This is a genomic window from Schaalia turicensis (assembly GCF_019380255.1).
GTDB classification, from domain to species: domain Bacteria; phylum Actinomycetota; class Actinomycetes; order Actinomycetales; family Actinomycetaceae; genus Pauljensenia; species Pauljensenia turicensis_A.
Window position 1 is genome coordinate 1,897,687 of sequence record NZ_CP048928.1, and the last position, 14,624, is coordinate 1,912,310.

The 14,624-nt window shown below is 55.7% G+C and carries 14 protein-coding genes; 2 read left to right on the plus strand and 12 right to left on the minus strand.

Features of this window, described 5'->3' with window-relative positions:
- Positions 1-4 precede the first annotated feature (4 nt).
- From G5S47_RS08370 to rbsK, 3 genes are all read right to left on the minus strand, one after another.
- Positions 5-1,513 carry a sugar ABC transporter ATP-binding protein gene (locus G5S47_RS08370; RefSeq protein ID WP_006680580.1) on the minus strand — a complete coding sequence of 503 codons (1,509 nt, stop codon included), beginning with the start codon at positions 1,511-1,513 and terminating at the stop codon, positions 5-7.
- A gap of 113 nt (positions 1,514-1,626) precedes the next feature.
- Complete coding sequence (locus tag G5S47_RS08375; RefSeq protein WP_103632878.1) at positions 1,627-2,670, minus strand: autoinducer 2 ABC transporter substrate-binding protein; 1,044 nt, start codon at positions 2,668-2,670, stop codon at positions 1,627-1,629.
- A gap of 221 nt (positions 2,671-2,891) precedes the next feature.
- Complete coding sequence (rbsK, locus tag G5S47_RS08380) at positions 2,892-3,845, minus strand: ribokinase (protein ID WP_006680582.1); 954 nt, start codon at positions 3,843-3,845, stop codon at positions 2,892-2,894.
- 461 nt (positions 3,846-4,306) lie between these two features.
- Here rbsK and G5S47_RS08385 point away from each other — a divergent pair, with 461 nt between their 5' ends.
- Together G5S47_RS08385 and G5S47_RS08390 are read left to right on the plus strand one after the other, a co-directional pair.
- Complete coding sequence (locus G5S47_RS08385) at positions 4,307-5,641, plus strand: aminotransferase-like domain-containing protein (RefSeq protein ID WP_006680583.1); 1,335 nt, start codon at positions 4,307-4,309, stop codon at positions 5,639-5,641.
- 72 nt (positions 5,642-5,713) lie between these two features.
- Positions 5,714-6,724: a D-alanine--D-alanine ligase family protein gene (locus G5S47_RS08390; protein ID WP_103632875.1), complete on the plus strand. Its 1,011-nt coding sequence runs from the start codon at positions 5,714-5,716 to the stop codon at positions 6,722-6,724.
- A 178-nt stretch (positions 6,725-6,902) separates the two neighbouring features.
- On the opposite strand, the gene G5S47_RS08395 is transcribed toward G5S47_RS08390, so the two are convergent.
- The 9 genes from G5S47_RS08395 to rpmH form a co-directional block, all read right to left on the minus strand.
- Positions 6,903-7,532 carry an HAD family hydrolase gene (locus G5S47_RS08395; protein ID WP_006680585.1) on the minus strand — a complete coding sequence of 210 codons (630 nt, stop codon included), beginning with the start codon at positions 7,530-7,532 and terminating at the stop codon, positions 6,903-6,905.
- A gap of 248 nt (positions 7,533-7,780) precedes the next feature.
- Positions 7,781-9,148 carry a ParB/RepB/Spo0J family partition protein gene (locus G5S47_RS08400; RefSeq protein ID WP_219585562.1) on the minus strand — a complete coding sequence of 456 codons (1,368 nt, stop codon included), beginning with the start codon at positions 9,146-9,148 and terminating at the stop codon, positions 7,781-7,783.
- A 352-nt stretch (positions 9,149-9,500) separates the two neighbouring features.
- The gene (locus tag G5S47_RS08405; protein WP_006680587.1) at positions 9,501-10,388 is read right to left on the minus strand and encodes a ParA family protein; all 888 of its coding nucleotides are present in this window, start codon (positions 10,386-10,388) and stop codon (positions 9,501-9,503) included.
- A gap of 180 nt (positions 10,389-10,568) precedes the next feature.
- Positions 10,569-11,267: a 16S rRNA (guanine(527)-N(7))-methyltransferase RsmG gene (gene rsmG / locus G5S47_RS08410; RefSeq protein WP_219585563.1), complete on the minus strand. Its 699-nt coding sequence runs from the start codon at positions 11,265-11,267 to the stop codon at positions 10,569-10,571.
- Positions 11,264-11,788 (minus strand): Jag family protein, encoded by a 525-nt coding sequence (locus G5S47_RS08415; RefSeq protein ID WP_006680589.1) that lies wholly within the window; start codon positions 11,786-11,788, stop codon positions 11,264-11,266. Before G5S47_RS08415 ends, rsmG begins: the two co-directional genes overlap by 4 nt.
- A 103-nt stretch (positions 11,789-11,891) precedes the next feature.
- Complete coding sequence (gene yidC, locus G5S47_RS08420) at positions 11,892-13,229, minus strand: membrane protein insertase YidC (protein WP_219585564.1); 1,338 nt, start codon at positions 13,227-13,229, stop codon at positions 11,892-11,894.
- Between the two features lie 10 nt (positions 13,230-13,239).
- Complete coding sequence (yidD, locus tag G5S47_RS08425; protein ID WP_103632872.1) at positions 13,240-13,653, minus strand: membrane protein insertion efficiency factor YidD; 414 nt, start codon at positions 13,651-13,653, stop codon at positions 13,240-13,242.
- Positions 13,650-13,982, minus strand: coding sequence for a ribonuclease P protein component (gene rnpA, locus G5S47_RS08430; RefSeq protein ID WP_218840465.1), 333 nt, complete (start codon positions 13,980-13,982; stop codon positions 13,650-13,652). Before rnpA ends, yidD begins: the two co-directional genes overlap by 4 nt.
- A 31-nt stretch (positions 13,983-14,013) precedes the next feature.
- Positions 14,014-14,154: a 50S ribosomal protein L34 gene (gene rpmH, locus G5S47_RS08435; RefSeq protein WP_101628105.1), complete on the minus strand. Its 141-nt coding sequence runs from the start codon at positions 14,152-14,154 to the stop codon at positions 14,014-14,016.
- Between the last annotated feature and the right edge of the window lie 470 nt (positions 14,155-14,624).

The following is a 14,624-nucleotide window of genomic DNA, read 5'->3' on the forward strand; positions in this document are numbered from 1 at the left end:
TTCATCACGCTCCTTGAGTAGCAACGTCACGCGACATCAGTTCACCGAGTTCGGCTTCGGATGTCTGGGCGGGGTCGATCGATTCACGGATTCGGCCAGCACGCATGATGAGGACCTTCGAGCAGTTCGTCAGAACTTCCGCGATGTCGTCAGAGATGATGACGATGGCCATGCCTTCGCGTGCGAGGCGCTGAAGGATGGAGTGAATCGTGTACTTGGAACCGATATCAACGCCGACCGTCGGACCGTTGAGGATCAGGACATCCGGTTTCGTTGCAAGCCACTTGGCAAGAACGACCTTCTGCTGATTACCACCGGAGAGAGTGGAGACCGCGTTGTCAGGATCGGGGGTCGCGACCTCGAGGTCTTTGACCCAACGCTTCTCTTCTTCGGCGATGCGCTTCTTATCGAGAACACCGAGTGCGCCAGCGAATTCGTCCATTTCTGAGATGACAATGTTTTCGCCGATGGAGCGTGACAGGAAGAGACCTTCTGTCAGTCGGTCTTCGGGGACCAGTGCGATACCAGCATCGATAGCGTCTTGGATGGACTTCAGGGTGACGGTCTTGCCGTTGATGGCGATCGATCCGGCATTCGTGGGCAGGGCGCCGAACAGTGCAAGAGCGAGTTCGGTACGGCCAGAGCCGAGCAGACCCGTAATACCCAGGATTTCGCCACCGTGGAGCGAGAAGTTCACGCCTTCGAAAGCCCCTTCTGAGCCCAGATCCTTGACCTCAAGGACGGGGTTTTCGGTCAGGGTTGATGCTTCGAAGCGAGTTTCGTCGAATTCCTTGCCCGTCATGTACTTAGCGAACTTGTGACGGTCGAGTTCGGATGAGTCGCAGGTGATGACCTTTTCGCCGGAGCGCAGGATCGTGAAGCGTTCGGAGATTTCGAAAACTTCTTCGAGCTTGTGCGAAACGAAGAGGATCGCAATACCGCGTGCTTTCAGATCGGAGATGATCTTGAAGAGGGCGTTGACCTCGTTCTTCGTCAGTGCCGTTGTGGGCTCGTCCATGATGATGAGCTTGGCGTCTGACATGAGTGCACGGCAGATGGCGACCAGCTGCTTGTCAGCAACCGAAAGGTCGCCGACGCGCGCATCAAGGTCGACATTGAAACCGATCTTGGCAACTGCTTCTTCAGCGATCTTCCTCAATCGCTTCCAATTAACGAGCTTTCGTCCGGCTGCGACCTCCGTCGTCATAGCAAGGTTTTCCATAACCGACAGGTTCGGGAAGACGGAGAAGTCCTGATAGATAACCTGGACGCCCGCGTCGATCGCTTCGAGCGGCGTCATCTTGGTCCAAGATTTTCCGTTAATTTCGATGGTTCCCGAGTCGGGCTCGTGGACACCAGAAATAACTTTAATAAGCGTTGATTTTCCGCAGCCATTCTCGCCGGCAAGACAGTGGATTTCACCGGGAGCGATGTCAAGATTGATGTCGTGAAGAGCGTGCACACCAGCAAAAGACTTGTTGATGTTCTTCACTGAAATAAGCGGCGTTGTCATAAATCGATTCCTTCCAGCCCGCATTTAGCGCATAGAGATACGCGATCGCGATTTCAGTGCTTCAACAGCATCGGTGCTGGGCATCTTTGCCCAGCACCGATGCTGAGGAGCTATCAGAAGCCGAAGCTATCGACATTGTCCTTGGTGATCTGGATCCAGCCGTTGCCTTCCAGAACCTTGTCGGAACCCTCGGAGAAGTGCATCTCTTCATAGCCCTTGACGCCCAGATTGACACCGTCAGTGATCTTGTCACCGTTCAGGATCTTGGTGGCGAGTGCTGCCATTGCGTAGCCAGCATCTGCCGGATCCCACAGGGTCAGTGCTGCAACGAGGCCCTTATCGAGGATTTCCTTGTTGGCTGCCGGCATGCCGGTACCTGCGGTGAAGACCTTGTCCTTCAGGCCAAGTTCGTCAATTGCACGTGCAACGCCGGGAGCGTCGAACGAGGAGGTGCCCAGGATGCCCTTAATCTCGGGGTACTTCTTGAGAACTTCCTTGGCGACCTGGTAGGCGGTTTCGCCGTTGTCTTGAGACTCAACACGAGGTTCTGCCTCGAGCAGGGTCATGTTCGGGTAGGCCTCCTTCTGACGTGCAACTGCACCGTCAGCCCATTCGTTGTGGGAAGCGTTCGTCACGTGGCCGACCATCGTGGTGTAGGTGCCTTCTTCACCCATGGCTTGTGCAAGGTTGTCCATGATGAATGCGCCGTACTTGGCGTTGTTGAAGGCTTCGATGTCGTACATCGTGTTTTCCTGCGACGCACCTTCGTGTGTCACAACAACGATGCCTGCATCCCTTGCTTCCTTGAGGGCGGGCTCAATTGCGCCCGGATCAACCGGAACGACGCCGATTGCGTCAACGCCCTGCGCAATGAGGTCCTGGATGACCTGCGCCTGCATCGTGGCGTCAGTTTCCGATGGGCCCTTCTGGAACACGTTCATGCCTGTGTCGGCTGCGTACTTCTGAACGCCGGTCTCCATACGGACGAACCACGGGTTGGTGGCGTCCTTAGGAACGATGGCGATCGTGTAGTCGCCGTCACCCGATCCGCTTGCTGCGCCGGAGGCTGCAGTATCACCCGCACCACCGGAGCACGCTGCAAGTGCAAGTGCTGAAGTGAGAACGATTGCACTAGCGGCTACAATACGAGACTTCATGTTGACTCCTTGAGATTCACATCCACATTGATGAGGATCGTTGCACACGAGGTGCGTGGATCATTTCGTTGCATCACACCGCCATCATTAGCGGTATGTCATGCGCGAATGATCGACCAAATAGACAGCTATCCATCTGATCGTTCGTACGAACATGCTCGATGGTATATTGCACAGCACACACGAAGCAACCTTCTTCGCATGATGTTGTGCAATCGTTATCAAAGCCCAAATACCCGCGATGTTGCTAGGTTAGATCCGACCTCGGAAAGCCAGGCAGAGAACTCTTGCGCATCACGGTAGGATTTCTGAGTACCGCGACCCGTCACCGACAGTGCCGCGTATGCGTTTGCCAGTTCCAGAGCTTCGGCTTCGTTGAGCCCCTCAGACAAACAGTGCGAGAAACACCCAATGAAGGCATCGCCCGCGCCGGTTGTGTCAATCGCCTTCGCCGGGAATTGCTCCAAGCGAACGTCTCCCCCGTCAGCGGAGAGCCACCAGACTCCTCGAGACCCGAGCGTGACGATGACGTTTGTGCATCCGGCATCCAAAAGGACTTGCGCTGCAACACGAACCTCATCGTCGGTGGACGTCGGCAGTCCGGTCAGTAGCTCGAGCTCTGTCTCGTTGGGCATGACGTACTGGCACTTCGCCGCGAGCGCCAAGTCGAGTTCCTTCGTTGCGGGCGCGGGGTTAAGAAGAACCGGAATACCAAGACGGTTACCCAGAGCGATTGCAGCCTTCACGGTTTCGAACGCGATTTCCAGCTGAAGAACAATCAGTGAGCATTCACTGATCGCGTCGGCGGCCTCTTCAAGGTCCTCCGGGGTCAGACCTTTGTTCGCACCCTTGACGATGATGATGGAGTTATGTGATTCCTGGTCAACGAAGATCGGGGCAACGCCGGATGTTCCGTGAACCTGCTTCACAAACGAGGTGTCGATGTCGTTGTTTCGGTAGTTCTGCAGGTAGGTCTCACCGAACGCATCGTCACCAACGCAGGTCACCATCGTGACTTTGGTGCCGAGTTTTGCGGCTGCGATTGCTTGGTTTGATCCTTTTCCGCCGAACCCGATCTCGAAGTCGAGGGCTTCGATGGTTTCGCCTTCGACGGGCATGCGGGTGATGTACGTGATCAGATCAGTGTTGTTCGAACCGATGACTGCGATGCTCATGGAACCACCTTGGTAAAGAGGTTGAGGGGTTAAGAGCGTATGTATGGGCGACGATGCCCACGTTTAACGCTGGATGAAATGATCCTAGCGCAAACGTTTGCGTTCTGTCATCCACTTGTCGTGTTGTTCTTCGTCGGAATCATTTCGTTATGAAATCCGCTTCGTCGTGCTCACCTTCAGCAGAAAAGAAGAACGAGGCTGCCCGCGCCTGCTGAAGCTGTGCGCCTCATTGGTGGACGCGGCCTCGTACCCCTCATCCTTGATGATTACCCTTGGTACTCGTGGCGCTTAGCTTCTAAGCGACGCTTCACTCCCCCGTTTGTCCATAACCGCCCGCCCTATTCACTATGTGGCACTCAATAGTGGCAGACTAAGAACCAGTGTTGCCTCGGTCACGACCATACAACGCTGGCTCACCGCATCCACGCGATGAGCAACCAAACCAAGAGAAGGAAGGTCCAGTGAGCACGCAAGCGCAGAATCCGGACAGCAATCAGCAGGGAAACCGACTCGACCCGTGGTTTAACGCCTACGCAGAGCGAGCTCACAACCTGCGAGCTTCCGAGATTCGCGCACTGTTCTCCGTCGTCTCACGACCCGAAGTTGTCTCCCTTGCCGGTGGCATGCCGAACCTGAAGGACCTCCCCCTCGACCAGCTCGCTGAATCAGCGAAGCGCCTGATCTCAGCGCACGGTGCCCAGGCTATGCAGTACGGCTCGGGTCAAGGCTGGGAAGTTCTGCGCGAGCGCATCACCGAAGTCATGAGCTACGACGGAATCGTCGGCGCTGATCCCGACGACGTTGTCATCACCACCGGGTCGCAACAGGCTCTCGACCTGATGACTGAACTCTTCATCGATCCGGGCGACGTCATTCTGTGTGAAGCACCATCGTACGTTGGTGCACTTGGCGTGTTCCGTGCCCGTCAGGCCGATATCGCGCACGTCCCCATGGACGACAAGGGCATCATCCCGGCCGAACTAGAACGCGTCATCCGCGAGGTCCGCGCATCGGGTCGCACCATCAAGATGCTCTACACCATCCCGAACTTCCACAACCCGATGGGTGTCACCCTGTCGCTGGAACGTCGCCCGCAGATCACCGAAATCTGCATGCGCGAAGGCGTCCTCATCATGGAAGACAACCCCTACGGTCTGCTCGGCTTCCACTCCGACCCCATGCCGGCACTGAAGAGCTTCTCCCCCGAAGGCGTCGTCTACCTCGGCTCCTTCTCGAAGATGTTCGCCCCGGGCTTCCGCATCGGGTGGGCCTACGCGCCACACGCCATCCGCGACAAGCTGGTTCTCGCATCCGAATCCGCAATCCTCTCCCCCTCGATGATCGGCCAGATGGCTATCGCCGACTACCTGTCCAGCTATGACTGGTATTCGCAGGTCAAGACGTTCCGCGCCATGTACGCCGAACGTTGCCAGGCCATGATGGACGCCCTCGAGGAATTCATGCCAGACTGCGAGTGGACCCATCCCGACGGCGGCTTCTACACATGGGTCACACTCCCCGAGGGTCTCGACGCTAAGTCCATGCTCCCTCGCGCAGTTCGCGCCCAGGTTGCCTACGTGTCCGGCACCGCGTTCTACTACAACGGCGAAGGCGCCGACCACATGCGCCTCTCCTTCTGCTACCCGACTCCCGAGCGTATTCGCGAGGGCGTCAGGCGACTTGCCACCGTCGTGAACGCAGAGAAGGAACTGGTCGACATGTTCGGTGCCGGCTTCCACCGTCGGAACATCGATGACGTTGGCCCGGGCGTAGCACCCGCACCAAATGCACTCTGACCTGCATAAATACTTCGGCGCATCGTCGCGCATCCACACATCGGCATACCACTATTACTAAGGAGTAATCCCGTGGCATTAAAGGTCCTCATCATTGCTGGCGGCCTCACACATGAGCGCGACGTCTCGGTTCGCTCTGGACGCCGAGTCGCAAACATCCTCACCCAGGCCGGCTATACCGTGCACGTTGCCGACGTTGATCACCAGCTGACCAGCGTCATTGACGAGTTCGCACCCGACGTCATCTGGCCCGTCGTCCACGGCTCCATCGGCGAAGACGGTTCTTTACAGACTTTGCTCGAGGCAATCGGCATCCCCTTCGTCGGCTCCTCATCCGTGCAGGCGATGCTCGCGTCGAATAAGCCGACAGCTAAGTCCTTGCTCGGTTCGGCTGGCTTGGTAACACCCGGCTGGGTTTCACTTCCCCAGATCCTCTTCCGCCAAATCGGCGCCTCCCAGGTTCTCGATGCTATCGAGTCACAGACTCAGTTCCCCGTCATCATCAAGCCGACCGACGGCGGTTCTGCTCTTGGCCTCTCCGCAGTTCATGACCCTGGAGAACTCCGTAGCGCGATGGTCGATGCCTTCGCCTACGGTGAGCACATCATGGTCGAGGAACTCATCAAGGGCCGTGACATCGCAGTTTCCGTTGTCGATCTGGAAAACGGTCCGGTGGCTCTCCCTCCGGTTGAGATTTCGACCGATGGTGGTCGCTACGACTACGCAGCGCGTTACACAACGGACGAAACCGAGTACTTTGTGCCCGCCCGCTTCACCGAGGAACAGCTCGATGTTCTACGCCAAGCAGCCGTCGAGGCACACACGATCCTCGGTCTACGCGACCTGTCACGTATCGACTTCGTTGTCGATGATGAAGGCACCTGCTGGTTCATCGATGCTAATGTCACGCCGGGTATGACGGATACGTCGCTACTCCCCCAGGCCGCCAACGCTGACGGTTCCTTCGCTGAACTGTGCACGCGCATCGTTGAGTTCGTTGCCACTGGCCGTCATGTTCGGATCATCGAAGACAAGGTCGACCCTTCCGCTTCCTATGACGACGAGGCCGGCCAGACCGAATAGGGTTTCACTTAAAACAGTGGCCGGATTGCGCATCGCAATGTGCGGTCCGGTCACTGGAGTATGTGATGATGTTTCACGTGAAACAATGACGTGCTCATCAACAGAAATGCTCGTGAAGAATTGGGAAAAGTTCGATTCAACCGACGCTAAGCATTGGAATTTCGCAACAAATTGAAGATTACTTCAGCATCCCCAGAGCATGAAGATCCGCACGCGCCTGGGATGCATTTTCCCAGAGCAGGCCCTTCATTCCCAGAAGCTCCGCGGCACGAACGTTCTTCTTGCGGTCGTCGATGAAAACAGCATCTTCAGCGTCCACGTCAAAACGTTCGATAGCTTCACGGTAGATCGAGCGATGAGGCTTCGCGGAACCAACCTCGCAAGAGAATACGAAGTCATCAAAGTGCTGTGCCCATGCAGTGACGCGGATTTCTTCAGCAATAGCGAAAGGCGCGTTTGAAAGAATGCCTAGGACGATGCCGTTTTCTTCCAGTTCACGAATAATCTGAACGGCCGGTTCGACGGCGTCGTGCATTCGAATCGAATCGTACGCAACCAACTGAGCAATCTGATCATCGGTGATCCGTGGTGCACCGCAGTCGCCTGCTACGCGATCCCAGAATTCACGATCCGAACACCCCTCGTCATAGCTGGCACGGTGTGCCCACATTGCTTGGTCAACAAGGGAAACGAAAGCATCGTCGGTCTGTCCGAGGATCTCGGCCACACGCTGAGGCTCGGGATGAGATTCAACCAGTACTCCACCAACGTCAAATAGGGCGACATGTGGTGTCTGCTGTTGCGACATGCGACCCCCTAGTGCTCGTGATGGTGTCTCTATTGTTTCCGATTGACTTCCGATTAACCACTTTCGTGTCGAAAGACACGCCACATAGTGAACACCCGTCAGAAACCGCGCAATTGAACCGAAAGCACGGCTCATTACAGGGTTTGAGAGGAGGCGATTATGCATACTTTACGGAATGGTGTGCACTACCGATCCAGGCAACGACGACCCGAAGAGGGCGTATTCCAAGCAGGACAACGCCAGAAACGTTACCGCTTCTGTTCCGCGATCAGGTCCGCGATACGTTGGAGATCTTCTTCTCCAGCAAACTCAATCACGATCTTGCCTTTACGAGCGCCTTCCGTGATCGTTACCCGAGTCTCATAGACATCTGACAAAGAGCTAATCACCGCCTGCCCAAGAGCAGACACAATCTTTTCGCGCCTGCGTGTAGGACCCGTCTGAGCTTTTACCCGTCCCAAGCGAATCAATTCTTCAGTTGTGCGCACCGAAAGGCCCTCAGCAATAATACGTTGAGCAAGAGATTCCATCTCTTCAGGGCTATTCAATGCGAGCAATGCACGCGCATGACCAGCAGAAATAGTCTGCGCGGCAACCTTGCTTTGAACCGATGGGGGTAGTTTCAACAGTCGCATTGTGTTCGCAATTTGCGGGCGAGACCGTGCGATTCTCTTCGAAAGCTCTTCCTGAGTTGTGCCGAAGTCGGCCATCAGCTGCTGGTATGCAGATGCTTCTTCCAGCGGGTTCAACTGCGCACGATGAAGGTTTTCCAAGAGCGCATCGCGCAGAAGATCGGAGTCTTCCGTCTGGCGAATAATTGCCGGAACTGCCTCAAGACCAGCTAGCTCGGACGCACGAAGACGCCTTTCACCCATGATGAGTTCGAAACGAGCATTCGGCTTCTCTGCAAGAAACTCCTGCATTCGCTCAGTCATCGGAGCGTCAAAGTTAATCGGACGCACAACGATCGGCTGAAGAACACCGACCTCACGAATCGAGTCGCGAAGTTCGGCAAGATCATCTTCATCGAAAACTTCACGAGGTTGCCTGGTATTCGGAACGATTAGATCGTGCGGAATTTCGGCGAATGTTGCACCTGGAACCGGAACGAGGTTATCCAATGTTTCACGTGAAACATTCGCTTCATCAGACGACAAATCATGCTGATCCAGCTGCTGATTCGATTCCTGAGCACTGTGTTTATCGAAAGCATCGGCAATGGGGGACAGTCTACGCGGCTCCGATTTCGACTGAGTTGAACGCGCTTTCGTGGCACTCGAACGCGTTTTTACGTTTTCCTCAAGGCTTTCTGCTGGCGAAACAGACGTGGACGCCTCGACCTTTTTAATCCGTGAAGACACTTTTTTCGTCGTCTTTGAAGCGGACTTTGTTGTCTTCGGATTCAGAAGAGACGCTGCTGAACCTCCGCGTTTACGTGACGCTGAAGGAGCTTGACCAGCCGGACGGGCGGGGAAGAACACATCGAGAGGATTTGATGGAACACTGGGGGATGACGACTCGGTCGATTGAGTATCAATTTGATTTGGAATCAAAGCACCGAGCCCTTTACCCAATGCTGAGTGACGGCCACCTGTGGTCGACTTCTTATCTGCCATCATTAACCTCCGTGACGAGTTTATGTTTCATTGTTTCACGTGAAACATCGATGCGCATATCTCGCAGCACGGAGTTGTGGAAAGCTTCAGTGAGTATTTGTTAGCTATGAATAGCGTTCTTCGTACACGCAGAGAACAGGTAATCATCGTCAATGTTTCACGTGAAACATTGGAAGCAGAGGCATCCAGAAGTGCACAACGATGCACATTGCAACGTGATTGTTTCGCGTGAAACAACCTCTAAGGCCAACATCCGGCACACATAGAACAACTATTATTATCGCAGGTCAAAGGCTATTTGACCACGTCGAAATGGGGCAGGTAAACAAAAAACTACCCCAAAAACCCCCGGTTAGCTCTGCTGAGCAAGACGCAAACTGAGCTCCAAAGCGGCCTTGCGATACGCAAGTGCACCGGTGTTACGCGGGTCGTAGGTAACGACAGTCTGACCGTATGAAGGAGCCTCGGAAATACGAACGGAGCGGGGGATAACCGTCTGCAACGTCAAAGCGGGGAAGTGGGTACGAACCTCAGCTTCAACCTCTTCGCTGAGTCGCGTTCGCTTATCCATCATTGTCAGAAGCATCGTGGAAACGTGGAGCTTCGGATTCAGGTCAGAGGCAATGCGGTCGATGGTGGTCCAGAGTTGTGAGAGTCCTTCAAGAGCGTAATACTCGGTCTGAATCGGAATCATGACCTCGTGGGCGGCAACCATGACATTCAGGGTGACAAGACCGAGCGACGGGGGACAGTCGATCAAGACGACATCAACATCGCGCGACGTTGCAAGGAAATGCTTAACCGCGTCGGCTAGGCGAAATTCGCGGGACGGTAAATCAACCAGTTCGATCTCTGCACCTGACAAATCAATCGTCGCCGGGCACACTAAAAGCCCTTCAATATCAGGGCATGGCTGAAGGACCTCGGCCAGGGGAGTGCCACCAATCAGAACGTCGTACGTAGACGGTGTTCCTGCGGGGTGTTCAATGCCGAGCGCACTTGATGCATTGCCCTGAGCATCGGCATCGATGACGACAACCGACAGGCCACCCAATGCAAGACTGGCAGCAATGTTAACGGCAGATGTTGTCTTTCCAACGCCACCCTTTTGATTAGCGACAGCGATGACGCGAGTCTTCGAGGGGCGACCGAAGGTAGCAGCATCCAGGATCTTACGATCGTGCATATTCTGTTCGATCTGAGAAAGCAGGGGAGTATCACTCCGCTTACCTGAACTCATCTGAGATCCTCTCTTGAAACTGCTATCAACGGATGCGTGCCCTAGAACGAGTTCTAGGCGAACACCCTATGAAAGTCTACGGGCGACCATAGGTAAATTGAACGACAGACGCTAGGCGCCACAGCCCATGTGTCGAGAGCCAAAGCCTCACAGCGTTAACGACGGTGGCACACCCAGAGCCTACTTCTGACGCTTGCAGACAACCACGTATGTAGATTCTTCTTCCATGATGGAAGGAACCTCGTGGATTTGAGCGCGCAGATGATGGCTCTTCAATTCCTTGGCTGCCTCATCAATTTCGATGGGTGCACGGCGCCCCTTCAAAGCGACCAGTGATCCACCCGGAGCAATGAGCTTCGTTGTCATGCGGATCAGTTTCGACATATTGGCGACCGCGCGTGCGGTGATCACGTCAGCCTGGCCTTTGCCACGCAGTTCTTCGGCACGCACCTGGTGCAGAGTGACATTGTCCAATGCTAGGTGGTCAACGACATCGCTCAACCACTCGCAACGACGTTGCATGGGTTCAGCAAGGTGGACATCCAATTCAGGACGGCAGATCGCGATGATGATACCGGGAAGTCCCGCGCCCGAACCGATGTCGAGAATCTGCCCCGAGCGGGGAAGGAAGTCGAGAACAGCTGCTGCATTGACAGCGTGGCGCGACCAGAGTCGAGGCATCTCACGCGGACCGACAAGTCCTCGAATTTCGCCTTCTTCTTCGAGCATGTGGACGTATTCTTCGACGTCAGAAAAAGCCGGTCCGAAGAATTCGCGTACCTCATCGGTGGGCTGTTCCGGGATAAACGGATCGCCAACCTTGCGCTTCAGCGGGTCATGAAACTCGCCCTGATCAGCTGAAATGTCGAGTTCGCTCACTCGGCGTCGCTCTCTTCAATCTCGTCGGATTCATCGGCGGGAAGGATGACAACACAACGGTGGGGTTCGGAACCCTCGGACTCGGAACGCAGGCCCTCGGTGGCGACAACGTCGTGGCAGACCTTGCGCTCGAAGGGGTTCATCGGATCAAGCTTCTGAGCGACGCCGGTGGCGCGCAGACGTGCGATTGCTTCCATCGCGATATCCTGCAGTTCGGCCTTGCGGTCGGCGCGGAAGCCAGCAATGTCGAGCATCAGGCGCGAACGTTCACCGGTTTCGGTCTGAACTGCCAGACGGGTCAGTTCCTGAAGTGCGTCGAGGACCTCGCCGTCTTCACCAACTAGGCGTTCGAGTGTAGCGGACTCTTCGGAGATGATCTCGACGCTTGCGCGATCATTCTCAACATCGATCTCAATGTCGCCATCAAGGTCAGCGATATCCAGCAGCTCTTCCAGGTAGTCGGCTGCGAGTTCGCCCTCTTCTTCGAGGCGCTCAATCGTGGACTTGGTCTTCTCACTCATGTGGTTCTCCCTTAATTTTTCAGCTTGAGTGCAATGCGCTATTCACGAGGTCGGCCACCCGGACAAAACTGGGTATCTGTAAACGGGCCAGGCCTCGTATCCCTTAGCTCTTCTTCTTATTGGACTGGCGGCGGGCCTTGCGACGCTCTTGACGACGGCGCTCGAGCTCATCGGCTGACAGGCCGGAAGTGTCGGAGACAGCGGCTTTGCGCTCTTCGCGAGCACGATTGCGTTCAGACTGTGCCTTGCGCTGTTCGCGGGACATCTTCTTAGCCTGCTCGCGCTTTTCCTGCTGGGCGCGACGTTCATTGGCCTTAGAGGCTGCATCCTTGACACTACGCATCCACATTTCGTCGGGGAGCGTGGTCCATTCCTGCATGGACAGGTTGCGCAGGACAGAGACCTTTTCGCCGGCGCTCATGGTTTCGGGGAAGTCGGTGGCGACCTTCTGAGCCTTGGCCTTCGAGGCTGCTTCAGCGAAGGTCTTCTCATTCAGAGCGATAACCTCGGCGTTGTCAGCGGTTGCGGGCAGGGCAGAGCGTGCTTCGTCGTAGGAAGCGAAGAAGGGCTTTGCCCATTCGGCGTAGCGTGCTTCGCGGTGTGCGACGAGCTCCTTGTAGGCCGGTGAGCCGGGGGTCGGCATGACCTTGATCGTCCAGAAGGACTGACCGAGTGCCCAGAAGGAACCGGTCAGCATGTAGACCAGAACGCCCATTTGGAAGAAGGCGCCAGAGAACACGAACATCAGTGGCATGACGTAGAGCATGGACTTCTGCGACTGAACCATCGGGTTGTTCGGATCCATTGCCGGCGGCATGTTGCGAACCATGGACATGCGCATGGAGTAGAACTGCAGGCCAACCATCACGATGATCGCGATGACGAAGACGGCGACGGCAACAGTGCCATCACCGGAAGTAATGGTGTGCGACAGCGGGACACCGAAAACGGTCGAGCCGTTGATGTCGGATGCAACTGCCTGGGTGATCGGACCGAGGTGGTCGGTTTCGATGTTGGCGTACTTGTAGGTGCCGGCTGCTAGGTCCTTGACCGCGTAGATGGCGCGGTACATGGCGAACAGGATCGGCATCTGGACCAGCAGTGGCAGACAGGAAGCAAAGGGGCTGACCTTGTACTTCTTGTAGAGAGCCTGGGTTTCTTCGGCCTGCTTCTGACGTGACAGCTGGTCGGTCTTGCCCTTGTACTTGGCTTGGATGCGCTGCATTTCAGGCTGGACAGCCTGCATGGCGCGCGAGCTCTTAATCTGCTTGAGGAACAGCGGCACGATCAGGATACGAACGATCAGGGTCAGCAGGACGATTGAAATCACCCAGGCTGCACCCGAACCGGATGAGAATCCGATCAGCTCAAGGAAATCGTGGATCTTCACCCATACCCACGCCACCGCTATGGCGAAGGGGTGAAGGATCTTGTCAAACATGCGCGCTCCTTCAAGAAGTGCGGACGCTGAAAGCGTCCTTCGGTCGTCCGGCGGATGCCGGGAAATTCTGGGGGGTAGTGAACGAAGCGTATTCGTCGCTCATACCCATGGGGGCGGGTTGCACGATGTCGGTTGCGTTACCGGCCCAATCTTCTGGTGGTACCCATGGCTCTGGTTTCCAGCGTCCAACTTCGGGGACGTAGTCGACTCCGCCGTGGCTCCAAGGGTTGCATCGAAGGAGTCGCCAGGTGCCAAGGATGATGCCTTTGACAACTCCGTGGATTTCGATGGCTTGGAGCGCATATGCCGAGCAGGTGGGTGCATATCGGCATCGTGGTGCGATTCTGAGCGAAATATACCGCTGGTAGAAACGAATCGGGTAGGTGAAGATTCGCCTTACTAGTTCACGAGGCCGCGCACTCATCGAGCGTCCCACTTCTTCCAGGCGCGGTGAAGAGCCGAGTCTAAGTGTGTAGCGAGCTCGTCTGATGTACAGCCGAGGGCCTGGGAGCTTGCTCGAACGACGATGCGTGAACCGTCGGGCAGAGTGTCGAGCCGATCGCGCATGAGGTGCCGGAGCTGTCGTTTCACACGGTTGCGTCCCGTGGCCAGTTTGATTTCCTTTTTGGGTACGACGAAACCGACGAGGGAGTTCAACTGACCCTCGTCGGTTCGAGCGTGGACAATCAGGACTCGATCTCCGGCCCGTTTACCCTGTCGAAAGGTTGAGCGGAAATCGCCTGGATCGACCATCCGGTGTGCGCGAGGCAACACCAGTGCAGTCTCAGGCAGACAGCTTTGCGCGACCCTTGCGGCGACGCGATGCCAGAATGGCGCGGCCGGCGCGGGTGCTCATGCGCAGACGGAAACCGTGCGTCTTGGCACGACGGCGGTTATTGGGCTGGAAAGTCCGCTTGGTGGTCACAGCTGTTCTCCTTGGCGGCGAGCACCAGCACCGCTGGCACTCAACTTGTCGGTTGTATTGGTTCAGGTTCCACCGCACTCGTTGTGCGCAGGAACCTCTTGCGCGCCCTTTTGCGTGGGCACAGACAGATATCCAGGTTAGAAGTTCAGGTTTTATCAGTCAATGTGATAGCGCCGTCTGTGACGAAGTCCCCGTATCCACAACTGTGGAATACCTTGGGGATAACTTTTCCACAAATGAAAATCACATGAATTTCTTTTCGTTAGCGTGAACGTCGATTCTTTGGCGGAACTACGCGCTGACACTTTTGTAACTACAAATATGTGATTTAAAGATTCTTATCCACAACTTCATCCACAGGCTGTGAATTATTCACAAGACAAGTAGAGTAGCGACGTCACCACTGCTCAATGAGGGGCATAATTCGGTGATAGACCTCACGCAACTTCGCACTATTTAAAGGATCGATT